Raw genomic sequence first — 23171 nt, 5'->3', positions numbered from 1 at the left:
CTCACTCCTTGCGGAAGAACAGGCTGACCTCGCCAAGCCCGAAGCCGAACTTGCTCATGCGGGCGCTGTTGAGCATGGCGTGATCGTCCAGCAAGAACATCCAGTCGTCGAAATGCACGGTCCACTCGCGGCCATCCACCGGCAGCCGCAAGTTGTAGCGCCAGTGCAGAGCGTTGCCGGCGACTTCGCCCTCGGCCTCGCCGACCACATCCGCCGCGGTGCCGCGCCATTTGCCATCGCCTTTCGGCTCCAGCCGCCAGTTGCGTTGTTGTCGCGTGCCGTCGGCGTACAGGAAACGCTCTTCAAGGATCAGGGCGTCGCCTTCGCGACGGCCGTTGATATCCACCGTGAAGCGCTTGATCAGCTGGCCCTTGCGGTCGCGGAACATGCCCCAGGCCCGGGTGTGGCCGCCAAAGAACTGGTACAGGTCGAGGCGCGGCGTGTTGTCGCGGTACGCCTGCACGCTGGGGGTGCCGCAGCCGGTCAGCAAGGCCAGCGCCGCCAGCATCAGGCGCGGTAATCGATGGCTCATGGCTGGGCCTCCTTCAGCACGAACTGCGAGACGCCGATGCGGCCTTCGTCGAAGCCGGCTTCGCAGTAGCACAGGTAGAGCCGCCACAGCCGGATGAAGGCTTCATCGAACCCCAAGCGGCGCACCGGCTCGAGCGTGCCTTCGAACGCTTGCCGCCAGCGGCGCAGGGTTTCCGCGTAGTCGGGGCCGAAATCCAGCCGGTCATGGGTGGCCAGGCCCGCTTTGCGCGCCTGTGCTTCAAAGACGGTGCAACTGGGCAACATGCCGCCGGGGAAGATGAATTCCTGGATGAAATCGCTGCCGCTGCGGTAACGCTGGAAACGGTTTTCGGCAATGGTGATGCTCTGGATCAGCGCCTTGGCGCCGGGCTTCAGGAGGCTGCGCACTTTGCGGAAGTAGTCCTGCCAGTAGGTTTCGCCCACCGCCTCGAACATTTCGATCGATACGATGGCGTCGTAGCGGCCGTCGAGGTCGCGATAGTCGCGCCACTCGAGATGGGTCAAGGCATTGCCCGCCAGCCGCCGTTGGGCGAAATCCAGCTGCGCGTTGGAAATGGTCACGCCATGCACGGCGATGCCCTGGCGCGCGGCGTGTTCGGCGAAGCCGCCCCAGCCGCAGCCGATTTCCAGCACCCGCATGCCGGGGCGCAGGCCCAGTACGTCGCAGATGCGCTGGTACTTGGCGGCCTGCGCCAGCGAGAGCGGCTGCTCGTAGTGGCCGTCGAACCAGGCGCTGGAGTAGGTCCAGCTCGGGTCGAGCCAGAGCTGGTAGAAAGGGTTGCCCAGATCGTAGTGGGCGTGGACGTTACGCCGGCTGCCCGCGCGGCTGTTGCGGCGCAGGCGGTGCTTGAGCCAGTACCAGGCCCGCGCCGGCAGGCTGCCGGACGTGGCCGGCCCCAGCGCCGCCTCGTTACGCACGGCGAGGCGCAACAGGGCGGTGAGGTTGGGCGAGTCGAGCAGGCCGTCGCGATAGGCTTCGGCAAAGCCGATGTCGCCCGCCAGCAGCAGCGTGCGGCAGGCCGACCAGTCCCGCACGGTCAGCTCCGCTTCCGGCATTTCGCCGGGGTTGCCGAACCACAACGCCGATCCGTCCGGCGTAATGAGGCGCAGGCAGCCGTGTTCCAGCCGTTTCAACCGGGAAAGAAAGATCCTGGCGATAACGGGCAGCGGTGAACAGGGGGCGCCAAGGGTGCGGGATAGGCTCATGGTTGACACTCCTCTCCGTGAGTCAGGCGGGTGGCGGGGGGCCGGGGTTTGCCGAAGAAAGGCACTTTCTTCCGCCACAGGCGCCATGCCTGCCAGTGAATGCGGCTGATGATGGCGAAGGTCAGCAGCGGTTGCCGCAGCAGGGCGGCCAGGGCGGTCGTCGGCGTCAGCGGCGTCATGCGGCCGGAAATGCTGGTGTTCAGCAGAAGGCCTTGCGTGTCGTGGTAGTCGATGCGCATCAGCATGCGGTCGGCCTTCTCGGCAAGCCGGAAACGGTAGTGGCCTTCCACCTGGCAGAAGGGCGAGACATGCAGCTGCTTGCGGCAGGTGAGCGTCGAGCCCGCCGTGATCGGCTCACCCGCCTTGTTGGCCAGCAGGTAGGCGTGATGCTCGCCGAAGGTGTTGTTGACGTCGGCGAGCACGGCCACCAGCCGGCCGGCCGCATCGTGGCAGTACCAGAAACTCACCGGGTTGAAGGCGTAGCCGAACAGTCGGGGAAAGGTCTGCAGCCAGACCTCGCCGTCGTGCGGCAAGCCCGCTTCGGCCAACTGTTGGCGGATCCAGGGCAGGAGGGGCGAGCCGTCGCGCGGGCCGTAATCCTTGGTGCGCACCGACATCGGCCGCCGCCGGTCCACCCCGAACCAGGCGTTGCCAAGACGATCGAGTGCCGACAGGCGCAGGCGCACGGCGAACACCGGGTAGAGGAAGCGATGGCGGGCGGGGCGCAAGCGCTGGTGCATCACCACGCCCTTGATCAGGTAGGCATCGCTCATTCGGCCAACCTCGCCCAGGCCGGTAGCGCGACGAAATCGCGCGCGACGCGCAATGCCGATTTCAAGCCGTCCTCGTGGAAACCGTAGCCCGTCCAGGCGCCGGCGAACCAGCTGTGCCGGCTCCCCTGCAGCGCTGGGAGGCGGGTCTGCGCCTCGACGGCGGCCTTGTCGAACAAGGGGTGTTCGTAGACGAAGCGGGCGTATTCCAGCGCGCGTTCCGGGTCGCGTACCGGATTGAGCGTGACGATGACCGGCGATTGAACCGGCAAGGGCTGCAAGGTGTTGAGCAGATAGCTGACGCAGACGGCGCGCTGCTCGGATTGCCCGCTGTCCGCCAGAAAATTCCAGGCCGACCACACCTTGCGCCGTCTCGGCAGCAGGGCGGCATCGCCGTGCAAGACAGCGGTATTGGTCTGGTAGCGGATCGCCTCCAGCACGCGGCGCTCCTCCGTGCTGGCGTCCGCCAGCATCGCCAGCGTCTGTGGCGCGTGGGTGGCGAAAATCACGCTGTCGAAGCGTTCGTCGCCGAAACGGCTGCTGAGGGTGACGCCGTGGTTGTCGCGCCGCACCGCCTCAACAGGCGTGCACAGACGCAGATCGGGGATGCGCTCCAGCAGCTTGTGCACGTACTGGCGCGCGCCACCGGGCACGGTGAACCAGCGCGGGCGCTGGCGGATTTGCAGCAGGCCGTGGTTCATGCAGAAGCGCAGGAAGGTGGCGGCGGGGAAATCAAGTATCTCGTTGCTGGGGCTGGACCAGATGGCGGCGGCCATCGGCACCAGGTAGTGGTCGCGAAAGCGAGCGCCGAAGCCTTCCAGTTGTAACAATTCGCCCAGCGTGAGCTGCAGACGATCGGCCGTTTCCAAGAGTCGCGGGGCCGCGCCGTTGAACCGCAGGATGTCGTACAACATGCCATGAAAAGCCGGTGACAACAGTTTGCCGCGCTGGGCGAAAACCGTATCCAGATTGCTGCCGGCCCATTCGTCGCGGCCCTGGTCCAGCGAGACGCTGAAAGACATCTCGGTGCTGCAAGAGGGCACGCCAAGCTCGGCGAACAGGGCGATCAGATTGGGGTAGGTGCGCTCGTTGAAAACCAGAAAGCCGGTATCCACCGCGACCTCATGCCCGTCGAGCTTGAGGTCGACCGTATTGGTATGGCCGCCGGGGTAGTCCGCCGCCTCGAACAGCGTGACATCATGCTTGGCCGCCAGCAGCCAGGCGCTGGCCAGGCCGGCAATGCCGGCGCCGATGACGGCGACGCGCTGACGTTGGACAGGATCTGCTTTCACCTTCACTCCCGTAGTGGATTCGTGTTCTGCGGAAACTGCTTGGCACGGTGTGGCGTGGTGCTTATAGTCAGGATATAACCGCTTTGGAAAAAAAGCTACTGATTAGTAAAAGGTCGTACTCATGAGTATTTTAAGCAAGCTCAGCTTCAAGGATCAGGCGTTCAAACTGCGCGAACAGGCCGTGCTCGACGCCACCACCAAGCTGTTGGCCAGCAAGGGTTTCGACCTGATGACCATGGACGATGTGGCGGGCGAGGCCGGTATCTCCAAGCCCAGCCTGTACAAGCATTTCAAATCGAAAGAAGACCTCGCCACCGAGGTGATGATTCGCCTGCTTGATGGCGCGCTGGAGTATCTGGACGGTCTGGACGCCGGCATGAGCGGCAAGGAAAGGCTGGGCAGCCTGCTGGAGTGGGCGCTACGCGTCAGGCTGCAAGGCGGGCTGCCGTTTCTGCCGTCCAGCAGCCCGCAGGTGAGGGCGATGCTGACCCGCAACATCCGCTACGTGACGCGCGTCTACCAATTGCACAAGCAATTGCAAGGCATGGTGGACAAGGCAAAGGCGGCGGGCGAGATCCGCGACGATCTACCGACCGACGTCATCCTCTACGCCTACTACTCGCGCACTTGCGACCCCGCCGTCGACTACATGAAAGACTACGGGCATTACAGCGACGACGACATCGTGGCGCACATGCGTTCCATGATTTTTACCGGGATTGCCAAAGACTAGGACTGGCAAGCCGGGGGAAGGGCGGCCTTGAGGCCGCCTGATGGCTGCGCCGCGGACTCATCGCGGCAAAACCGCCTCCGCGTCGTGCAGGCTGTTCTCCAGCAGAGGCTTGCACAACAGATAGCCCTGCATCAGCTCTACGCCGATGTCCTGAAGGCAAAGGTACTCATCCAGGGTTTCCACGCCTTCGGCGATGAGCTGGATGCCAAGTTGCCGGCAGATGTCGGCGACGCTGCGGACGATGGTCTGACTGGCGTTGCGGGAGGCGATATTCCGCACCAATGCCATGTCCAGCTTGATGATATCCGGCTGGAAATCCGCCAGCAGGTTGAGGCCCGCATAGCCGGCACCGAAGTCGTCGATCGCCGTCATGAAACCGATACGCTGGTATTCCCTGAACACGTCGGCCAACCACTTGCCATCTTCGATCTGCTCGCCTTCTACCGTTTCGAACACGATCCTGTCGACAGGAAAGCCATATTCTTGGGCCGCCTTCAGCGTCGTGCTGATACATACCTCCGGCCGGTAAATGGCATTGGGAAGGAAGTTGATCGAGACCTTGCTGGCGAGGCCCAGCCGGGCTGCGGTTTTGATCGCCTTTACCCGGCAGGCCTGATCAAACCGGTAGCGGTTGGCGGCCGTGACCTGATCCAGCACAAACTGGGCGCCCTCTCCGCGCGGGCCGCGTACCAGCGCTTCATGGGCGAACACCGTTCTGGCGCGGATATCGATGATGGGCTGAAAGGCAAAGCTGAAATCAAAATCCAGCGCATCGCCATCGCGGCAGATGCTACATGTGGGAGCATCACTCAAATGCCGTGCATGTTGCCCCTTGCCGATCGGATTCATGTGTGATGTCACCCCGCGAAAATGGTTTTGTGTGCCTGCATTACCCTTGCATCATACGTTGCGCCGGAAGCAGGGCAGGCAGGGGGGCGCACTGTTCAGCCCAGGCTGGTGCTGGCGCGCAGCAGCCGATCACGAACATGCAGCCATTGCGGTGTGTCGGGGGGCATCTCGATCAGGATGCTCTCGCTGCCGCTCGATTCCGCCTGATGCAGCACGGCGTAGATCTGGCTGGCGTAGGCGGCCGGATCGGCTGGCAGCAGATAGCTGCGGTGCGTGCTCATCGGCAACTCGTGAAACCCGATGAAGGCGCATTTTCCGCTCGGCACGCCCTGCGACAGATGGGCGCGCTCGTCATGCTCGAAGCGGTGGCACGGCAGCCGCGGCGCGTAGTGGGAGTCCAGCGCGCCCGGCACTCTGGGTGCCGGCGCAGCCGGCCGTTCCGCCAGCGGCAGGTAGGCGGCCAGTTGGCTGGCGCCGATGCAGCCGGGTCGCAGGATTCTCGCCTCCGGCCCTGACAGGTCCAGGATGGTGGATTCCACGCCGACGCGGCAATCGCCGCCATCCAGCACGGCGTCGATGCGGCCCTCCATGTGCTTGAGCACATGCGCGGCGCTGGTGGGGCTGATATGGCCGAAGGGGTTGGCCGAAGGCGCGACGACCGCGCTCCCCAGCTGGTCGAGCACCGCCTGGAACAGCGGGTGCGCCGACCAGCGCACCGCAACGGTGTCCTGACCGCCGGTAATCAGCGGGGAGACGGCTGGCGCCGCGGGCAGCACCAGGGTGAGCGGGCCGGGCCAGAAGGCTTCGGCCAGACGGAAAGCGACCGGCGGTATCCGGCAGGCCCAGCGCGTCAGATGGGCGAGGTCGGGCAGGTGAACGATGAGCGGATGATCGGCCGGCCGGCCTTTCGCGCGGAAGACCTTGGCGATGGCCTGCGGGTTTTCCGCGCAGGCGGCCAGACCGTACACGGTCTCGGTCGGCAGGGCGACCAGGCCGCCCTCTCGGAGCAGGCGGGCGGCGTGGTCGATCTTTTCGGGGTGGGCGTTCAGGTAGTCCATGCTTGGGTTCTCAAGGGTTGCCGACAGCGCAGCAGGCCGGCGGCTTCACAGCTCGGCGGCATGCCAGTCGCCCTCGCGCCATTGTTCCAGTTGGTCTTCGGCGATGCGGTACAGGTGCAACCAGCGGTTGGCGACGAGTCTTGCCACGTCCGGCTGGCGCGCCAGCGCCTGTTCGATCAAAACGGCGGGCGCGTCGATGCAGGCCGCCAGGCGCAAGGGCTCATGCCGCCAGCGGCTGCCGTCGTGCACGGACTGCCAGGACAGGCCGATGCGCAAGTCGCCGCTGTTGCCTTCAAACACACCGATACGGCCGCCCACCACGTTGTGCAACAGCTTGTTGCCGCTGCCAAAGCGCGTGGGATCGACCACGGAAGCGAAGTACTGCATGTTGATCCAGTGCGCCACCACCAGCGGCCCCGCCAGGATGCCGGTGAGCCGGCTGGCGTCCGCATCCTGCCGCCAGTCGTATTCCTGCAGGAAGGCGCGCCCGCCCAGGTCCAGTTGCGCGGTGCGTGCGCGCGGGGCGGCGATAAAGAACGCATTGTTGGTCAGGCCCCATTCGGGCCGGGTTTCCGCCCAGTGGTGCCCCTTTTGCCGCAGCAGCGCCAGCAGCTCGGCATCGTCGAGGTGGTCCGGCACGCCATCGATGCCGGCCCGGCGGGCGCGGGCGCGGCGTTCCACTTGGTCGAGCACGGGCCGCAGCGCTTCGGCGTGCTGGCGCAAGGCCGGGTCTGGCGAGCTGGCCGGCAGCAGGTGCAGCTCATCGCTATGGGTCAGGTGCAGCACCGGCAGGAACACGGTGTCGGACGGAATCGCCAGCCCGGCGGCGGCGAGGCCCTCACGTACCGCCGGACGTTGCAGCCAGTCGCTCAGCAACAGCACGTGCAGGTGTCCGCCATGTCCGCCGCAGGCGCCGCACTGCAGCGCCGAGGCTTGCGGGTTGTTGCTGCTGTGGCTGGCATGCCCGATCAACAGCACGGTGCGGGGAAAGTCGGCGCCGAGCCCCATGGCCGGCAGCAGCGTGGTCAGCACCGAGATGATGGTCCCGGTGTCCAACTGGCGGCCAGCCGACACCATGGCCTCGTCCTCGCCGTTCAGCCAGGGATCGACTTCGGCCAACGTGGCGCGCGTCTTGCGCGGAAACGCCTTGCGCAGCAGCTTGCCGGCCTTGGTCAGGCCGGCGCTTTCCACCAGCGTGAAGGAAGACAGCGGGGCGCGCTGGAACTGACCCCACTCTTCGAGCCCCTTCTCCACCGGCGGCGCCAGCGCTTCCCAGCTTGGCGCCAGCAGGCCGGGCAGGCGCGGCTGGGTCCGGGTTTCTCCGGCGAAGCGGATCGCCAGCGGTAGCCCGAAAAAGCCGGCGAAACCGGCGCTGCTGGCCTCGGGTATCTCCTGTTCCAGCGCCCGGCGCATCGGTTCGGAACGCACATCGATACAGAACACCGCATGCAGTTCGCGACCGATACGCACAGGCTGAGCATCCTGACGCGGCAGGGCGGCCAGCAGTGGCGCATGGGTGGCCAGCTCGGCGGCGCGTTGCCAGATCAGCTCGCGGTTGCCGGCCGGCGTTGTCGGCGCGGTCTCGGACCAGGCGGCTTGCCAGCGGTGCCAGCGGCTGCCGCTCTCGCGCTCGCCGTCATCGAGCAAGCACTCCCAGGCCAATTGCATGGCCAGCAGCTCTTGCAGCAGCGAACAGCGCTTGCCCGCCAGTTCGGCCTGCCACAGCTGGTAGCGGCACCATGCCGCCCAGCCGCTGTTGCGCAGCAACAGGGCATAAAACCAGTCGTCGAGCCAACGGTTGGCGGGCTGTAGCTGTGCCAGCGCGTGTTGAAAGAGCCGGTCATGGTCCTCCGGCAAGCCTGCGATCGCCCCTTGCAACCGTTGCTTGAGCCTGGCGTCGGGAGTGGGGACTGGCTGGATCGTCATTTCCTCCCGCCACGACTGGTACAGGTTGCGCTGGCGGTCTGGCTGCCAGTCGGCCTGGTCGTGGTCGAACCAGGCCGCGCAACACTGGCTGATCTGCTGCGTGACGACCTGGCGCCACGCCTGCACCCCGGCATGGCCGGCCGGGTCGGGTCGCAAGTCGCTCAGCAGCAGCGCGGTGCCTTCCTGGCTCGGCTTGTTTGCCGAGACGAGCAGCCACTGTTCCTGCGACAGGGTTTCGCCGTACTCCCGCATGGCGGCGGCCAGGTGGCGGGGGCTGATCAGGCCGCTGTCGTATTGCCGGCGGTAATGCGTCTCGTCGAGATGCAGGCCGCTGCCCGCCAGCCGATGCAGATAGCCGTGTGCCTGGGCAAACGGCCTGTCACGCAAGCCCCAGTAGGGGGAGCTGGCCAGCAGGCTGTCCAGCGGCCAGCTTGGCGCGATGCGATTGGCCGCTTCGATGGCCGCCGTCTGCCAGTCAAGGTCAGGTCTTGTCATGAGCGGGGGCCTCCCTGAGCGCCGGAAAGGGTTGGATTGCCCGGCATCGCCAGGCGGGAGCGCACCGTGGCGCGCACCCACCATTCGTCCAGATACAAACCGCCGAATGCCAGCGCGTAGAGCCGTTGGCTGAGGCGGTGGCCGGGATGACGCACCAGCCAGCCTTGCAGCAGGTAGAGCGCGGCAAAGAACAGCGCAACCAGCACCTGGCACGACAGCGGCGCCCCGGCATGGTCGGTCTGCAGGCGGGCAAACAGGCTGTGCAGCAGCAGGTAGGCCTGGCACAGCGTCAAGGCCAGCACGTAGCCGCGCAGCCGCTGGCACAGCGGGGCCAGCCCCAGGCCGATCACCACGACCAGCAGCAGCGGCGGTTGCACGGGGTGGGCAAGGGCATATGACCAGGCCTGCAGGCTCGCTACCAGGAGCGCGATGCCGGCGATGCCGCTGGCAAGGTGTCGCCATGCGCCGCTGGCCTGCGCCGAGGCCGATTGACGGATGGTGGTGCGCACCTGGCTGCCGGAGCTGAGGAAGGCGTGCGCCTTGTAAATCGAGTGCGCCACCAGGTGGAGCAGGGCCAGCGAATACTGCCCGAGGCCGCATTCCATCAACATGAAGCCCATCTGCGCGCAGGTAGACCAGGCCAGACGCAGCTTGATGCTGATGCGGGTTTGCATCACCCAGCAGGCCAGGCCGGCGGTGACCCCGCCCCACAGCGTCAGTAGCCAGGCCGTGGCGGGCGCCACGCTCCACAGCGGCGCCAGCTTGATCAGCACCATGCCGCCCAGATTGACCACGCCGGCATGCAACAGCGCCGACACCGGGGTGGGGGCCTCCATGACCTGGGTCAGCCAGCCATGGAAAGGCAGTTGAGCGGTTTTCAGCAACACGCAGCACACCACCAGCACGGCACCCAGTACCCGCGCAGCTTGCCGCAGCGGCTCGGCCAGCGGCTGCGCCGCATCCGCGAAATGCAGTGAGCCGACCGCCCAGGCGATCAACAGCGCACCAAGCACCAAGCACAGTTCAGCCAGCCGGCTGGCCACCGCCTCGCGCCGCGCGGCAATGCCGGCCTGGGGGCGGGACGGATAGAAAGTGAGCAGGCTGTGCAGCGCCCGGCTGGTTAGCAGCCAGCCGCCCAGCAGGGTTGGCCAGTCGCGGCTGGCCACCACCAGCGTGGAACCGACAAGCAGCCAGCCAATCGCTTTCAGGTAGCGGGCCTGGCCCTGTTCGCCGCTCAGATAGCGGACGGAGAACCGCAGGATCACCCAGGCCAGCAACTGGATCAGAAGCTGGAACAGCAAGGCGGGCTGGATTCCCTTGGCCACCATCAGCAGCGCGGCGGCCAGGGCGCCGGCCGCCGCGCTGGCCTGGGCGAGCCACCAATGACGAGGCAGCGCTGGCGTACCGATGGCCGGCAGCAGCCACAGCAGGGCAATCAGCGCGTGTTCGGACAGTAACAACATAAGGACACCATGCCGAAATTGAGACAGCGGCACTATGCCCGGCAAATCATGTTCGGTAAAATACATTAATAAGTACAAATCGATCTATTTTACCGAATGATAAGCCGACTCAACTATCACCACCTCTATTACTTCTGGCGCGTGGCGGCCGAGGGCCACCTCACCAGAACAGCCGAACGCCTGCATATCTCGCAGTCCGCGCTGTCGGCGCAAATACGCCAGTTGGAAGAGCAACTCGGCACGCCGCTGTTCTTGCGCGAAGGCAAGAAGCTGCTGCTGACGGAAATGGGTTCTTCCGTGTTGCGCTACGCGGAAGCGATTTTTGCGCTGGGCAATGAGTTGCTGTCCGCGACGACCAGCCAGGATGCGGGACAGGGTGGGCAGCTGCGCATCGGCAGCGTTTCCACCCTGTCGCGAAATTTTCTGGAAAACTTTCTGAATCCGGTGTTGAGCAAACAGGCCGTCAAGCTGAACCTGGAGGCGGGCGGGCTGGAAGAGCTGCTCAACCGGCTGAGCGCCTACGAGCTGGACGTGGTGCTGAGCAACCGTCCGGTCATCGCCGACGACAAGCATCCCTGGCGCTGCCGCACCCTGGCGCGGCAGGAGGTCTGCCTGATCGGGCCGCCGGGACTCATCGGTGAAGGGTTCGACCTGGGCAAGGTCCTGACCCGCCACCAATTGGTCGTGCCGAGCGCGAAAAGCGAAATCCGGGTTCGCTTCGACCTGCTGTGCGAACAATTGGGCATCGAGCCGTGGATTCGCGCCGAAGTCGATGACATGGCTGCCTTGCGCTTGCTGGCGCGGGACTCGGGTGCGGTGGCACTGATTCCCGCCATCGTGGTCAAGGACGAGTTGAACAAGGGCCTGCTGGAGAAATATGGTTCAGTGCACGGCGTGGAGGAAACGTTCTATGCCATCACGGTGAGGCGTCGGTTTGAAACCCCGCACTTGAAAGACCTGTTTCAGCAGTTCTCGATGCCCGGCTAGATACTGGACGCGGCCGAGTCGACACCTCCCGCGGCGGCAGGCTGTCCGTCATGTTTCACCCCCTGGGATCGTTCCCTCTGGCGTCGAGCAGCAATGCCGCAAGAATGCCGATGGGCAGCAGCAGAGCCCAAAACGACAGATTGACGTAGCCGAAGGCACCGCCGATGGCGCCGACGGCGAAGGCAAGAATGGGCCACAGGAACCTGACGATGCGCTCCCTGACGGCCGGGTCGGGAGTGGGGCAGGTCAGATCCAGCAGGTCGATCACCAGTTGGGTGACATTGCCGGTCATCACCGTGGTGGGGGTGAGCTTGCTCAGCGCCAGCCGGCTGGCGGCATTTTGCACCCCCATGCCGGCGGCGCCGAACATGCCGGCGACGAGCGCCGCCGTGGAGCGGCTGTCGCTAAGCGGCAAGGCGTAGAGGCCTGCCAGCATGAAGCCGGCCAACAGCATCAGCTGCATGCCATAGAGCCACGGCAACGGGGATGTGCCCCGTGGCTCTTGCTGGCGCACGATCGCTCGCGTCAGTGCGATCCCGGCCACGAAGGCGGGGAAGGCGAGAAACTTGATCAACACGCCGTGGCTCGGCCTGGCCAGCTCGCTGCCAATCAGCACGAAGTTGCCGGTGACGTGTGCGGTGAACAGGCCGAACAGCGCCACGAAGCCGAGCGTGTCCACATAACCGGCGGTAAAGCCGAGCGCCACGCTGGTCCACGAGATGCGCGGCGCGGCGCCGTTGCTAGCGGTGCTGATGGCCATCGATCGAATACTCCCCCGGGCCGGCCAGCGCGATCGTGCCGAACACGATGACCAGCAGCCAGGCAAACTGGCCGGTGGCCACATCCCAATCCGGATGCACCAAGGCCATGGAAACGAACAGCAGGAACAGGATGGGCAGGGTGGCCAGACGCGTCAGCCAGCCGGCGGCGATCAGCAGCGGGCACGCGATTTCGGCAAACAGTGCCAGCACCAGCGTCACCCCGCGCCCCAGGTGCAGGGGGTCGTCGATGTGCTGCAGTTCGGCACTGAAGTGGATCAGCTTGGGCAAGCCGTGCACGTAGAGCAGCAAGCCGCTGCCCGCCAGGCGCAGGAACAGCAGGCCGGCGTCCGGCCCCGGCAGGCGCGTCAAGTCAACCGGTTTGGCGGGATGGGGCCCGCCGCTGTTCTGGCGGCTGCTCATGCGAAGCTTCCCGCTATCACGTAGCCAGCTGTCATGGCGACCACCAGCAGGGCGCCGATGGGGGAAGGCGGCGCGGGGGAGGGAATATCCAGCCAGCGGCACAGGCCGCCGACCGCGATGCCCAGGACGGAACCGATCAACAGCGCTGTCATGCTTCGTTCCTTTTACCCAAGTCATGCCCGCCGCAGTGTTTCTTTTCTTGCGCAGGGCGTGAGGCAAGGTAGCGGTCGACCAACCAGTACCCGGTGCTCATCATGAAAACCAGCAGGGCACCGGACAGGACCGGCGGCGACGCCGCCGGGATGCCGGTCAGCCGGCAACCGAATCCGATCAGGAACGACAGCGCCAGGCCGAGCAGAATTTTCCAATAGTTCATGGCGATGCTCCTTCCTGCCTCAGAAGGCAAAGCAACTGCAACCGAACGCTCCCCAGAATCCGGCGAAGTCGGACACCGGCACGTTTGACTTGCGAGCCCCGTCGTGCGCATGGCCATGCACGCCGCAAGCGCCGCGGCACTGGTGCGGCAGCGGATTGCGCTGCTGTGTCGGGGCGGCACGGTAATGGCCCGGTACGGTCCTGACCGGAGACCAGTCCGGCAGGACCGGCAACGCGGACGGGGCCAGCGGGGTGAATTCATCGGCGCCGTAGACGATGTTGCCGCCCACGATGGTCAAGACCGATTCGATCGCCTTGATGGCTTCCGGCGTTACGCTGAAATAGTCGGCCGACAGCACGGCCAGGTCGGCCAGCTGCCCGGCCTTGATCCGCCCTTTCTTACCCTGCTCGCTGGAGAACCAGGCGCTGCCGGCCGTCCATAGTTCCAACGCCGTTTCGCGCGACAGCCGGTTCTGCTCGTCATACAGCGGCAGCCCGCCCACCGTGCAGCCGGAAACCAGCCAGTAGAGCGCTGTCCACGGGTTGTAGCTGGCCACGCGCGTGGCATCGGTGCCCGCGCCGACCGGCACGCCCATGTCGAGCATGCGGGCAACCGGCGGGGTGTGCCTGGCCGCCTCCGCGCCATAGCGCTCGACGAAATATTCGCCCTGGAACGCCATGCGGTGCTGGATGGCGATGCCGCCGCCCAGGGCGCGCACGCGTTCGATGTTACGCGGCGAGATGGTCTCGGCGTGGTCGAACAGCCAGTGCAGCCCGTCAAACGGGATATCGCGATTCACCTTCTCGAACACATCCAGCATGCGTCCGATGGATTCGTCGTAGGTGGCGTGCAGGCGGAACGGCCAGCGCTTGGCCACCAGGTGGCGCACGACCTTTTCCAGCTCGTCTTCCATCTGCGGCGCAAGGTCCGGGCGCGGTTCGAGGAAGTCCTCGAAATCGGCGGCGGAAAACACCAGCATCTCGCCGGCGCCGTTGTGGCGGAAGAAGTCGTCACCCTGGCCGGGGCTGACCATGGCGGTCCATTGCTGGAAGTCCTCCAGTTCCTGCCCCTTGCGCTGGGTAAACAGGTTGTAGGTGATGCGGAGGGTCAGTTGCTTGTTCTTCGCCAGCTCGGCGATGACATCGTAGTCTTCCGGGTAGTTCTGGAAGCCGCCGCCGGCATCGATGGCGCTGGTGAGCCCGAGGCGGTTCAGCTCGCGCATGAACTGGCGCGTCGAGTTCACCTGATATTCCAGCGGCAGCTTCGGCCCCTTGGCCAGGGTGGCGTACAGGATCATCGCGTTGGGGCGGGCGATCAGCATGCCGGTGGGGTTGCCGGCCGCGTCGCGCTGGATCTCGCCACCGGGCGGGTTGGGGGTGTCCTTGGTGTAACCCACGGCACGCAGGGCGGCACGGTTGAGCAGGGCGCGGTCGTACAGGTGCAGGACGAAGACCGGCGTGTCGGGTGCCGCCGCGTTGATCTCATCCAGCGTGGGCATCCGCCGTTCGACGAACTGGAATTCGGTCCAGCCCCCCACTACGCGCACCCACTGCGGGTTGGGGGTGCGGTCGGCCTGTTCCTTCAGCATGCGCAAGGCGTCGGCCAGCGACGGTACGCCCTCCCAGCGCAGCTCCAGGTTGTAGTTGAGCCCACCGCGGATCAGGTGCAGGTGGGAGTCGTTCAGGCCCGGGATCACTGTCCTGCCACCCAGGTCCACCATGCGGGTGGTGCCCGAACGGTGCCGCATCACCTCGTCGGCTTCGCCGACTGCAAGGAACGTGTCGCCTTTTATGGCCACCGCCGTGGCCTCGGGGTGTTCCCGATCCACCGTGTGAATCCGGCCGTTGAACAGAATCAGATCTGCGCTCATGGGAGCTTCTCCTGAAGGGGCCGGTCGTCGGGGCCGGCCCAGGTTGGCTTGCCTGCCGCCGCTCAGTGGCCTTCGCCGCCGCCGAACATGGTCTTGGCGTAGATCAGGCCCAGGCCATAGCCGCCGCCATGCGCAATCGAGGTGGCGACGGTTTCGTTGTAGGTTTCCCCGCGCGCCCAGTCGCGCTGCAGTTCGAGCAGGTACTGCAACGAGGTCATCGGGCGGGCGCCTTGTTGCACCATGCGCTCCATCGCACGCTCGTGCGCTTCGTCGGAGACGTCGCCGCAGGCATCGGCGATCACGTAGACCTGGAAGCCCTGATCCAGCGCCGACAAGGCCGGGCCGACGATGCATACCGAGGTCCACAGGCCGGCCAGCACGATCTTGTCCTTGCCGATCGCATTCACCCGCTCGGCGATGCGGCCGTCTTCCCAGGTGTTCATGGTGGTGCGGTCGATCGCCGACTCGTCGGGAAATACCGATTTGATTTCATCGAACAGCGGGCCGGAGAAGCTCTTCTCCGCCACGGTGGTCAGAATGGTCGGCACGCGGAATTCCTTGGCAGCCTTTGCCACCAGGGCAGCGTTGTTGCGCAGGGTGACCGCGTCGATCGACTTGGTCGCAAAGGCCATTTGCGATTGGTGGTCGATCATGATGAGGGTGTGGTTGCTCGGGTCAAGCAAGGTCTGGCCAGGCTGGGCTTTGGCGATGGGCATGATCGTCTCCTGTATAGAGGCTTCTCGATGGGTGGGTGACTGTCGCGCAAGACCGGTGCGCCGGAGGCAGGTCCGGCGGCGGCGTCTTGTGTTGGAAAGGTAGTTTTGCTGCCCCAATGGCACAAGCGAAGATTTCCGATCGGCCTGATCACATTTTTCGAACCCCATGGCAAGCCGGCTGGCGGCGCGCTACGCTGTCACCTGGCCTGTGGGGAAAAACGAGCGATGAAACTGAGTCTGGAAGCGCTGGAAGTGCTGGATGCAATCGACCGGCACGGCTCCTTTGCCGCGGCGGGGGAAGCCTTGTTCAAGGTGCCGTCCTCGATCAGCTACATGATCGGCAAGCTGGAAGAAGACCTGGGCGTCACCTTGTTCGACCGTACCGGCCTCAAGGCCAAACTGACGCCCACCGGGCTGGCCGTGCTGGAAGACGGGCGGCGCCTGCTGCGCGGGGCGATCGCGCTGGAGAGGCGCGCCAAGAAAATCGAAGCCGGCTGGGAGAGCGAACTGCGCATCGCCGTGGACGTCATCCTGCCGTTCCGCATCTTGCTGCCGTATATCACGACCTTTTACGGGGAAAACTCACAAACCCGCCTGCTGTTCAGCCACGAGGTGTCGGGCGGGCCTTGGGAGGCGCTGCTGGACGGCAGGGCGGATTTCGCCATCGGCGCGCTGGATCACGCGCCCAATCTGCCCGGTTTCTCGAGCTGTGCCATCGGCCAGGTGCAGTCCGCCTTCGCCGTTGCCCCCGGGCATCCGCTCGCCGATGCCGTGGAGCCGCTCGACCGCTCGGTGATCGGGCAGTATCGCCAGGTCGAAATCCAGGATACGTCGCGGCAACGATTATTGCGGCCGCTCGATCTGCAAATCGGCCAGGATTTCCTGCTGGTGCCCAATCTCGAGGCGAAGCTGGAAGCCGTACTGGCCGGGCTCGGCTGCGGCTTTTTACCGGGCTGCCTGGTTCAGCACTGCGCCAATCTGGGCAAGCTCAAGGTCAAGGAAGTGAAAGAGCCGCGGCCGCTCAAGCAGTTCTTTGCCGCCTGGAATACCGGCGATGCCGGGCTTGGCGTGCAGTGGTGGATCGAGAAGCTCTCGCAGGGGGACTTCATCAACGATGCCCTGATCGTCAAGACGCTAGCGGCCACGCCTTTGTCCCTGTAAGCGCAGGTCAGCTCCTGCCGGGTTGGCGACAACGGCGGTGCGCGACCAGTTGGCGATCGCCATAGCGATGACAGAGGAAGGTGGTGCCTGATATGGCTGGCAGGGGTAGGCCACTTCGGCCAACGTGGGAGAAGACATCGGGCTCCCCTCGTCGGTGGGAGCCCGATGTTCGTCGCGGTGGTATCGGTTTACTTGGCAAGAGCGGCGTGGATGGCCTTGACGGTGTCGCTGCCGATGCGCGCGGCCATCTCGTTCTGAACCGGCTGCATCTCCTTCACCCAGGCGGCTTTCTCGGCCGCGGTGGGCTCGTAGATTTGCGTCTTGCCCGAAGCCTTGATGGCGTTCAGGGCGATGGTGGTGTCTTTCTCGGCCATCTGGTCGTTGTATTCGGAGGCGTCCTTCATCGCTCCTTCCAGCGTGGTGCGGATGTCCCCGGGCAGGCCGTCCCAGAACTTCTTGTTCACCACCACGGCGTAGCCGCTATAGGAGTGGCGGGTATTGGTCATGTATTTCTGCACCTCGAACTGCTTCTGGGTGTACAGATTGGAAATGTTGCCGTCGGCACCGTCCACCACGCCGGTCTGCAAGGCCTGGTAGACCTCGGACAACGCCATGGTCTGGGGCAGGGCGCCGACCGACTGCACGATGGCGGTGTTCACCTTGGACGAGTTGATGCGGATCTTCAGGCCCTTGATGTCCTGCGGTGTGCGCACCGGTCTGTTGGCGCTGAACACGCGAAAACCGTTGTCCCAGAACGCCAGTCCTTTGAGCCCCCGGGGCTCGAGTTTTTTCAGCAGGGCCTGCCCGACCGGGCCGCGCGTCACTTTGTGCACCTGGTCTTCGTTCATGAAGAGATAGGGCAGGTCGAAGACCTCGAATTCCTTCAGCCCCATCGGACCGAATTTGCTGGTGGTCGGCGCCAGCATCTGCACCGCGCCCAGTTGCAGCGCTTCCAGTTCTTCCTTGTCCTTGTACAGCTGGCTGTTGGGATAGATGACGACCTTGACCTGGCCCTTGGTGCGTTCTTCGGCCAACTTCTTGAAGTACTCGGCAGCCTGGCCCTTCGGCGTGTCGGGTGCGACGACGTGGCTGAACTTGATGACGATGGGGGTGCTGGCAAAGGCCGGGGCGGTTGCGCTAAAGGCGGCGGCGATGGCCAGCGAGGTGATCAGGCGCTTCATGAATCTGTCTCTCCTTGACGTTGTAGGCTTCCTGGCCGTCGGGCCAACAGCGATCGTGATCGTGTCTGCCGTTCAGGCTCTTTTCATGGCGTCGCGCGGTGGCGGGTGTTCGGCCAACCCTTGGTTTGGTGGAGGCTCCGCTTCCGCGCTTCGGTGAGGCCATTGTCGCCAGAGACTTCTCTTTTGTTAAATGCATTATTGTTGTGTATTGATGAGTTTTTCTGTATTTGGCGAGTGGAGGAAATTCCGTACCGGCAGCGGCTGGCGCGGCGCAATCCAAGATGGCGGCGGAGGCGCGTTCCCGGCGCCTTGACCAAAAAAAGAGCCGCCCTGATTGCGGGGCGGCTTAATGGAGTCACACTGTGGAAACGGTGCCGATCATGCTGGCTCGCGGTGCGGGCGGAATCGGGGTTTTCTCTGCCTGTACTGGCAGAGGCCATGTCCGAATTGTGCGCATCCGATTGGCATGAGTAAAATGAATTGATATAAGTGATTATTGAGTATTGCTCATGAAAATCGACACCATCGGCGTGCAGGCCTTCATTGCCATTGCGGAAAGCGGCAGCTTCCAGACCGCCGCCGAAAGCCTGTTCCTGTCCCAGGCCGGCATCACCCGACGGCTGCAGAATCTCGAGGAGTACCTGGGCGTCAAGCTGATCGAGCGCACCACGCGCTCGGTGGCGCTGACCCGCGTCGGCGAGGATTTTCTACCGCATGCCAAGCGTTTGCTGGGTGAGCTTGCCAGCTCGCTGGGCGAAATCCGCGATACCGGCAAGCTCAAGCGCGGCAGCGTCACCATCGCCTGCGTGCCGACGGTGGGGGTGCGCTTCCTGCCCCGGATCATCCAGGCCTATTCGGCCAAATACCCTGACAACCGCATCAAGATCCTCGACCACACCTCCGCCGGGGTGTCCAGCGCCGTGCTGCAGCGCGAGGCCGAGTTCGGCATCACCATCGCCGGCTCGCACCATGCCGAACTGAGCAGCGTCCCGCTGTTGGAGGACGACTTCGTCCTGATCTGTCGTGACGACCACCCGTTGAGCGAGCGCACGCAGCTCTCCTGGAAAGAGTTGGAGCCCTATTCGCTGATTTCGATCGGCCAGTTCAGCGGCAACCGGCCCTTGCTCGACCGCGCCCTGGAGGGGCAGAACCTGGCCCTGCAGTCGGTGTACGAGGTGCAGCGTGTTTCCACCGCGCTGGGGCTGGTGGCGGAAGGGGTCGGCGCCGCCGTGTTGCCGCGCCTGGCCTTGCAGAGCGACGCCTACCCGCGCATTCGCGTGCTGTCCCTGGTCGATCCGGTGATCGCCAGGGGCTTGGTGCTGATCGCGCGTAAAACGGCCGAATTCTCGCCGGCCGCCGGCGCGCTCTACCAGATGGTGCGCGAATCCACGGAGCGTGGTTAGAGGGTTGAGCCACGGCAGGTGCGGTCTGGGGCCGCGACAATGCCGGTTTCCGGGCTGGGCGCGGGTCGAAATGAGCGCTGGCATGGCTATCGTCACCGGCCTGAAGTCCTGCCTGAGTCGGAGTAGATCAAAAATCGAATTAGAAGGGTGGCATAGCTCGCGCCAGGGGCTATGCTGAAATCAGATTTCTCCTCTTTGGGCCCCGCCAGCGTTGCCGGGGCCCTTTTGTATTTCCACCGCCTGGGCAGGAAAGGCAGGGAGCGCATGCGGCAGCCTGTGTCAGCAAGGGGAACTCAGCCCTTGCGAGCACGATGTCGTGACAAAAGCGGGTACAATTTGCGTTTACGCTTCAAGACAAGATGGAAAGCTGGATTTGATGGTGTGGGTCCTATTGTTGCTGTGTGTGGTGGTGGCGGGTGCCTGGCTGGTGCGTAGTGGTCGGTTGCCGCTGGAAAAGCTCACGCACTGGTTTGATCGTCTGTTCGACATTGGCGATGACCGGCGTGCCGAGGAATGGGATGACACGACCTTGTTCGAGCCGGTGCCGCGTCCGAATCAGCCCGCCTCGCCGGCCATGGAAGAGGCACGACCGGTGCCGGCGCCGAATGACGCCGCGTCCCGCCCCGCATCCGCGCCTCCGGCTCGGCGCACTCCGTCGATGCCGGACCCCGGTCTGCCGCAAGTTGAACTGCCGCGCTTCCAGGCTCCCCAGCGCCGTCCGGCCGAGCCTCAGCGGGTGCAGTCCGGGGCAGCCGACGCCGTGGAATCTCGTTCCGCGCCAGCGGCGACGGCTCGCCGCGGCTCGGTCGCACCCGCACCCGCACCCGACAGGAACCTGCCCCATGTCGAGCTGCCCCGTTTCCAGACGCCCGCCCGCCGCCGCCAGGCCGAACCGGCCAACCCGGCGCTGCCGGTGATCGGGCTGGCCGATGTGCAGCATAACCTGCACGCCGGCGTGCGACGGCGCCAGCGCGAGAACGATCTGAAAGGGGCGGGGCGCTCCCGCGCCGGGTTCGAGTCCACTGCCCCGGAGTTGCCGCTGATCGGTGCCGACGAGGTGAGGGCGCAATTGCGCCAGATCCATGGCGACAAGCCGCCGCAGCACTTCACCCCGGTGGCCAAACCGCTCAAGGGTATCCCGGCGCCAGCCAGCCCGCGCCCCGTCGTGGTGCCGCCGAAACCGGTGATCGCCACGCCGCCCCTGGCACGGCCGGCCACGGTTGCCGCGCCACGCGCCCCCATCATGCCGCCGGCCGCGATGGAGCCGCCTTCGGCGATTCGGACCGTTGTCGATGCCGCGCCTGTCAGCATGCCGAGCGCTCCGGCCATGCCCGAGTTTGTCGCCGTAACGCCGCCGCCGGCCCCGGCGACAGCGGTTGTGACGGAGCTCCCGCCACAGTGCGAACCGGCTGTTCGTGTGCCCGCGCCGGCTCCCGTGCCAGCGGTGGGCGCCGCGCCGGTTGCCGTCGCGGCGCCCATCATGAAGATGAAGGCCGCTCCCGACGAGCCCGCCCCCCGGCCGGATCCCGTGGCGTCGGGGCAAGCGGCGGTTGCCGCGCCTGCCTGGAGCGCAGTGTCAAAGCCGGCGGCTGCCGTGGTTGAGGAGGTCGAGCCGGAACCTGTTGCCGTCACGCCACCCGAAACGCCGCAGCGGCCGGCGTCCGGTCTGGTGTGGGAAATGATCAGCGAGCGTCCCGCATCCGCACCCGCACCCGCACCCGCAACAGGTTGGCCGAAAGCTGAGCCCGTTGCCGACGCCCCGGCCGCGCCGGCCTATCCCGTGTCCGAGCCGGTCGAGATCGAGGCCGAGGATGCGATCTGGCCTGACGTGGAACCCGCCCGCGCGCCCGCGGCCCCCGTGCTGCACAAGCACCCCTTGCCGGTGATCTACGGCGAGGCCTGCCTGCCACCGCTGGAGCTGCTCAACCCGGCCGACGGTTTCGAAGAACCTCAGAACGAGGAGCTGCTGCTCGAACGCGGTATCGTCATCGAGGAAAAATGCGCCGAGTTCAAGGTCAAGGTCAGCGTGGTCGATGCCTACGCCGGCCCGGTGATCACCCGCTACGAGGTGGAGCCGGCGGTCGGCGTGCGCGGCAACCAAGTGGTCAACCTGGTGAAGGACCTGGCGCGCGCGTTGGGCCTGGCGTCGATCCGCGTGGTCGAGACCATTCCCGGCAAAACCTGCATGGGACTGGAGCTGCCCAACCCGCGCCGGCAGATGATCCGCCTCTCGGAAATCTTTTCGGCCAACGTGTTCCAGGACCCCGCCTCGCGCCTGACGCTGGCGCTGGGCAAGGACATCACCGGCCAGCCGGTGGTGATGGATCTGGCCAAGGCGCCGCACCTGCTGGTCGCCGGCACCACCGGCTCCGGCAAGTCGGTCGGCGTCAACGCCATGATCCTGTCGATGCTGTACAAGGCCACGCCGGACGAAGTGCGCTTCATCATGATCGACCCCAAGATGCTGGAACTGTCGGTGTACAACGACATTCCGCATCTCTTGGCGCCGGTGGTGACCGACATGAAGCTTGCCGCCAACGCGCTCAACTGGTGCGTCGGCGAGATGGAAAAGCGCTACCGGCTGATGAGCGCGCTGGGCGTGCGCAACCTGGCCGGCTTCAACCAGAAGGTGCGCGAGGCCGAAGAATCCGGTCACAAGCTCACCAACCCGTTCAGTCTGACCCCGGAAACGCCGGAGCCCTTGGCGCCGCTGCCGTTCATCGTGGTGGTGGTGGACGAATTCGCCGACCTGATGATGGTCGCCGGCAAGAAGATCGAAGAACTGATTGCCCGCCTGGCGCAGAAGGCGCGCGCGGCCGGCATCCACCTGATCCTCGCCACGCAGCGCCCGTCGGTGGACGTCATCACCGGCCTGATCAAGGCCAACATCCCGACCCGCATCGCCTTCCAGGTGTCGAGCAAGGTCGACAGCCGCACCATTCTCGACCAAATGGGCGCGGAAAGCCTGCTGGGTCAGGGCGACATGCTGTTCCTGCCGCCGGGCACCGGCTACCCGCAGCGGGTGCACGGCGCCTTCGTCACCGACGAGGAGGTGCACGCCGTGGTCGAACACCTCAAGCAGTTCGGCGAGCCGGATTACGTGGAGGGGCTGCTCACCGGCGAAGCGGAGGCGGAAGAGACCGCCGCGGCTGACACCGGAGGCAAGAGCACGGCGGAAACCGATCCGCTGTACGACGAGGCGGTCGAGATCGTGCTGCGCACGCGCAAGCCGTCGATCTCGTCGGTACAGCGCCACCTGCGCATCGGCTACAACCGCGCCGCGCGCCTGATCGAAGAAATGGAGGCGGCCGGCATCGTCAGTGCGATGGAGAGCAACGGAAACCGTACCGTGCTGGTGCCCGACCGCTCTTTCTAGCCCCGGCTTCTCCCCATGACAAAAGCGCGGCTGCGGCGGCGCTTTTGTCGTTTCATGTCCAACGTGGCAAATGCTGACCGGGCCGGCATGGCCAGGAGGCAAGCGGTGAAGGAGCCGGCGGTTCCCGGTTTTCGCCGTCCCGCTCCGGGATAAGACGGATATGAGATCATGGGAAGCATTCAACTAGCGGAGGGATGGCCATGTCACCAATACTGCAAAACCTGCTGAAACTGCTCGATACCCCGCGCGACGGAGCGCTGTTGCGCTTCGGCATCGCCAACGAGTACGTGCATGCGCAAGACTGGGCCGAAGCCGAAAAGCACCTGAGGGCGGCGCTGACGATGCAGCACGACTACTCGGCGGCCTGGAAGCTCCTGGGCAAGGTGCTGGCCTCGGCCGGTCAGGAGCGAGAGGCGCTGGCCGTCTATCAGGCAGGCATCGCCGTGGCCCAGGCCAAGGGCGACATCCAGGCGGTCAAGGAAATGACCGTGTTTGCCCGCCGCCTGCAGAAAAGCCTGGGCGAGACCGGCTGATCGCGCCATGGTCCGCCCCCGAAAGGGGGCCTGCTGCAAGCCCCCGCCTTAGGATGATGCCGAT

General features: G+C 65.4%; 21 protein-coding genes. 6 read left to right on the top strand and 15 right to left on the bottom strand.

Features of this window, described 5'->3' with window-relative positions; translation table 11 throughout:
• Position 1: 1 nt before the first annotated feature.
• From NH8B_RS11670 to NH8B_RS11655, 4 genes are read right to left on the bottom strand one after another with little or no spacing between them, the layout of a single operon-like run.
• Positions 2–532: a DUF3833 domain-containing protein gene (locus NH8B_RS11670; protein ID WP_014087483.1), complete on the bottom strand. Its 531-nt coding sequence runs from the start codon at positions 530–532 to the stop codon at positions 2–4.
• Positions 529–1737 (bottom strand): SAM-dependent methyltransferase, encoded by a 1209-nt coding sequence (locus NH8B_RS11665; RefSeq protein WP_014087482.1) that lies wholly within the window; start codon positions 1735–1737, stop codon positions 529–531. The genes NH8B_RS11670 and NH8B_RS11665 overlap by 4 nt, the downstream gene beginning before the upstream one ends.
• Complete coding sequence (locus NH8B_RS11660) at positions 1734–2510, bottom strand: DUF1365 domain-containing protein (RefSeq protein WP_041702947.1); 777 nt, start codon at positions 2508–2510, stop codon at positions 1734–1736. The genes NH8B_RS11665 and NH8B_RS11660 overlap by 4 nt, the downstream gene beginning before the upstream one ends.
• A complete protein-coding gene (locus NH8B_RS11655) occupies positions 2507–3799 on the bottom strand; it encodes an NAD(P)/FAD-dependent oxidoreductase (protein WP_148282977.1) in 1293 nt (430 codons plus the stop codon). The genes NH8B_RS11660 and NH8B_RS11655 overlap by 4 nt, the downstream gene beginning before the upstream one ends.
• Before the next feature lie 121 nt (positions 3800–3920).
• Between NH8B_RS11655 and NH8B_RS11650 the strand changes: the two genes are divergently transcribed.
• Positions 3921–4532, top strand: coding sequence for a TetR/AcrR family transcriptional regulator (locus tag NH8B_RS11650; RefSeq protein ID WP_014087479.1), 612 nt, complete (start codon positions 3921–3923; stop codon positions 4530–4532).
• A gap of 57 nt (positions 4533–4589) precedes the next feature.
• Here NH8B_RS11650 and NH8B_RS11645 read toward each other — a convergent pair whose 3' ends face one another.
• From NH8B_RS11645 to NH8B_RS11630, 4 genes are all read right to left on the bottom strand, one after another.
• On the bottom strand, positions 4590–5381 hold the full coding sequence (locus tag NH8B_RS11645; protein ID WP_014087478.1) for an EAL domain-containing protein: 792 nt from the start codon (positions 5379–5381) through the stop codon (positions 4590–4592).
• 95 nt (positions 5382–5476) lie between these two features.
• Positions 5477–6439, bottom strand: coding sequence for an L-threonylcarbamoyladenylate synthase (locus NH8B_RS11640; RefSeq protein WP_014087477.1), 963 nt, complete (start codon positions 6437–6439; stop codon positions 5477–5479).
• 45 nt (positions 6440–6484) lie between these two features.
• Entirely contained in the window at positions 6485–8860 is a 2376-nt protein-coding gene (locus NH8B_RS11635; protein WP_014087476.1) for a YbcC family protein, read from the bottom strand.
• The gene (locus NH8B_RS11630) at positions 8857–10323 is read right to left on the bottom strand and encodes an NADH-quinone oxidoreductase subunit L (RefSeq protein WP_014087475.1); all 1467 of its coding nucleotides are present in this window, start codon (positions 10321–10323) and stop codon (positions 8857–8859) included. Before NH8B_RS11630 ends, NH8B_RS11635 begins: the two co-directional genes overlap by 4 nt.
• 96 nt (positions 10324–10419) lie before the next feature.
• Here NH8B_RS11630 and NH8B_RS11625 point away from each other — a divergent pair, with 96 nt between their 5' ends.
• Positions 10420–11310 carry a LysR family transcriptional regulator gene (locus NH8B_RS11625; RefSeq protein ID WP_014087474.1) on the top strand — a complete coding sequence of 297 codons (891 nt, stop codon included), beginning with the start codon at positions 10420–10422 and terminating at the stop codon, positions 11308–11310.
• Positions 11311–11365: 55 nt separating this feature from the next.
• Here the strand turns inward: NH8B_RS11625 and NH8B_RS11620 are convergent, their stop codons facing one another.
• The 6 genes from NH8B_RS11620 to NH8B_RS11595 all read right to left on the bottom strand — a co-directional run bounded on the left by NH8B_RS11620 (position 11366) and on the right by NH8B_RS11595 (position 15453).
• The gene (locus NH8B_RS11620) at positions 11366–12070 is read right to left on the bottom strand and encodes a YoaK family protein (protein ID WP_014087473.1); all 705 of its coding nucleotides are present in this window, start codon (positions 12068–12070) and stop codon (positions 11366–11368) included.
• Positions 12051–12491 carry a DoxX family protein gene (locus tag NH8B_RS11615; protein WP_014087472.1) on the bottom strand — a complete coding sequence of 147 codons (441 nt, stop codon included), beginning with the start codon at positions 12489–12491 and terminating at the stop codon, positions 12051–12053. Before NH8B_RS11615 ends, NH8B_RS11620 begins: the two co-directional genes overlap by 20 nt.
• The gene (locus NH8B_RS11610; protein WP_008952875.1) at positions 12488–12643 is read right to left on the bottom strand and encodes a XapX domain-containing protein; all 156 of its coding nucleotides are present in this window, start codon (positions 12641–12643) and stop codon (positions 12488–12490) included. Before NH8B_RS11610 ends, NH8B_RS11615 begins: the two co-directional genes overlap by 4 nt.
• Positions 12640–12867, bottom strand: coding sequence for a XapX domain-containing protein (locus NH8B_RS11605; RefSeq protein ID WP_008952874.1), 228 nt, complete (start codon positions 12865–12867; stop codon positions 12640–12642). Before NH8B_RS11605 ends, NH8B_RS11610 begins: the two co-directional genes overlap by 4 nt.
• Positions 12868–12886: 19 nt before the next feature.
• Positions 12887–14737, bottom strand: a complete 1851-nt coding sequence (locus NH8B_RS11600) for an amidohydrolase (RefSeq protein ID WP_014087471.1) — start codon at positions 14735–14737, stop codon at positions 12887–12889.
• Between the two features lie 62 nt (positions 14738–14799).
• Positions 14800–15453: a hydrolase gene (locus tag NH8B_RS11595; protein WP_008952872.1), complete on the bottom strand. Its 654-nt coding sequence runs from the start codon at positions 15451–15453 to the stop codon at positions 14800–14802.
• 225 nt (positions 15454–15678) lie between these two features.
• Between NH8B_RS11595 and NH8B_RS11590 the strand changes: the two genes are divergently transcribed.
• Positions 15679–16614: a LysR family transcriptional regulator gene (locus NH8B_RS11590; protein WP_014087470.1), complete on the top strand. Its 936-nt coding sequence runs from the start codon at positions 15679–15681 to the stop codon at positions 16612–16614.
• A 188-nt stretch (positions 16615–16802) separates the two neighbouring features.
• Here NH8B_RS11590 and NH8B_RS11585 read toward each other — a convergent pair whose 3' ends face one another.
• Positions 16803–17795, bottom strand: coding sequence for a TRAP transporter substrate-binding protein (locus tag NH8B_RS11585; protein WP_014087469.1), 993 nt, complete (start codon positions 17793–17795; stop codon positions 16803–16805).
• A gap of 509 nt (positions 17796–18304) precedes the next feature.
• Here NH8B_RS11585 and NH8B_RS11580 point away from each other — a divergent pair.
• The 3 genes from NH8B_RS11580 to NH8B_RS11570 all read left to right on the top strand — a co-directional run bounded on the left by NH8B_RS11580 (position 18305) and on the right by NH8B_RS11570 (position 23107).
• Positions 18305–19198, top strand: a complete 894-nt coding sequence (locus NH8B_RS11580) for a LysR family transcriptional regulator (protein WP_008952869.1) — start codon at positions 18305–18307, stop codon at positions 19196–19198.
• A gap of 376 nt (positions 19199–19574) precedes the next feature.
• Positions 19575–22574 (top strand): DNA translocase FtsK, encoded by a 3000-nt coding sequence (locus NH8B_RS11575; protein ID WP_014087468.1) that lies wholly within the window; start codon positions 19575–19577, stop codon positions 22572–22574.
• A 200-nt stretch (positions 22575–22774) separates the two neighbouring features.
• Entirely contained in the window at positions 22775–23107 is a 333-nt protein-coding gene (locus NH8B_RS11570) for a tetratricopeptide repeat protein (RefSeq protein WP_041703490.1), read from the top strand.
• Positions 23108–23171 lie beyond the last annotated feature (64 nt).

Source organism: Pseudogulbenkiania sp. NH8B, assembly GCF_000283535.1.
Taxonomy (GTDB): domain Bacteria; phylum Pseudomonadota; class Gammaproteobacteria; order Burkholderiales; family Chromobacteriaceae; genus Pseudogulbenkiania; species Pseudogulbenkiania ferrooxidans.
Note: the sequence above shows the minus strand (reverse complement) of the source record. Positions and strands in the feature narration are given on the sequence as shown.

Excerpts from the sequence above, each read along its gene's own strand:
- NH8B_RS11610 (WP_008952875.1), bottom strand. The coding sequence starts at position 12,643 with ATGACAGCGCTGTTGATCGGTTCCGTCCTGGGCATCGCGGTCGGCGGC.
- NH8B_RS11605 (WP_008952874.1), bottom strand. The coding sequence starts at position 12,867 with ATGAACTATTGGAAAATTCTGCTCGGCCTGGCGCTGTCGTTCCTGATC.
- NH8B_RS11585 (WP_014087469.1), bottom strand. The coding sequence starts at position 17,795 with ATGAAGCGCCTGATCACCTCGCTGGCCATCGCCGCCGCCTTTAGCGCA.
- NH8B_RS11665 (WP_014087482.1), bottom strand. The coding sequence starts at position 1,737 with ATGAGCCTATCCCGCACCCTTGGCGCCCCCTGTTCACCGCTGCCCGTT.
- NH8B_RS11595 (WP_008952872.1), bottom strand. The coding sequence starts at position 15,453 with ATGCCCATCGCCAAAGCCCAGCCTGGCCAGACCTTGCTTGACCCGAGC.
- NH8B_RS11630 (WP_014087475.1), bottom strand. The coding sequence starts at position 10,323 with ATGTTGTTACTGTCCGAACACGCGCTGATTGCCCTGCTGTGGCTGCTG.
- NH8B_RS11620 (WP_014087473.1), bottom strand. The coding sequence starts at position 12,070 with ATGGCCATCAGCACCGCTAGCAACGGCGCCGCGCCGCGCATCTCGTGG.
- NH8B_RS11625 (WP_014087474.1), top strand. The coding sequence starts at position 10,420 with ATGATAAGCCGACTCAACTATCACCACCTCTATTACTTCTGGCGCGTG.
- NH8B_RS11640 (WP_014087477.1), bottom strand. The coding sequence starts at position 6,439 with ATGGACTACCTGAACGCCCACCCCGAAAAGATCGACCACGCCGCCCGC.
- NH8B_RS11670 (WP_014087483.1), bottom strand. The coding sequence starts at position 532 with ATGAGCCATCGATTACCGCGCCTGATGCTGGCGGCGCTGGCCTTGCTG.
- NH8B_RS11600 (WP_014087471.1), bottom strand. The coding sequence starts at position 14,737 with ATGAGCGCAGATCTGATTCTGTTCAACGGCCGGATTCACACGGTGGAT.
- NH8B_RS11660 (WP_041702947.1), bottom strand. The coding sequence starts at position 2,510 with ATGAGCGATGCCTACCTGATCAAGGGCGTGGTGATGCACCAGCGCTTG.
- NH8B_RS11650 (WP_014087479.1), top strand. The coding sequence starts at position 3,921 with ATGAGTATTTTAAGCAAGCTCAGCTTCAAGGATCAGGCGTTCAAACTG.
- NH8B_RS11615 (WP_014087472.1), bottom strand. The coding sequence starts at position 12,491 with ATGAGCAGCCGCCAGAACAGCGGCGGGCCCCATCCCGCCAAACCGGTT.
- NH8B_RS11570 (WP_041703490.1), top strand. The coding sequence starts at position 22,775 with ATGTCACCAATACTGCAAAACCTGCTGAAACTGCTCGATACCCCGCGC.
- NH8B_RS11590 (WP_014087470.1), top strand. The coding sequence starts at position 15,679 with ATGAAACTGAGTCTGGAAGCGCTGGAAGTGCTGGATGCAATCGACCGG.
- NH8B_RS11645 (WP_014087478.1), bottom strand. The coding sequence starts at position 5,381 with ATGAATCCGATCGGCAAGGGGCAACATGCACGGCATTTGAGTGATGCT.
- NH8B_RS11575 (WP_014087468.1), top strand. The coding sequence starts at position 19,575 with ATGGTGTGGGTCCTATTGTTGCTGTGTGTGGTGGTGGCGGGTGCCTGG.
- NH8B_RS11635 (WP_014087476.1), bottom strand. The coding sequence starts at position 8,860 with ATGACAAGACCTGACCTTGACTGGCAGACGGCGGCCATCGAAGCGGCC.
- NH8B_RS11580 (WP_008952869.1), top strand. The coding sequence starts at position 18,305 with ATGAAAATCGACACCATCGGCGTGCAGGCCTTCATTGCCATTGCGGAA.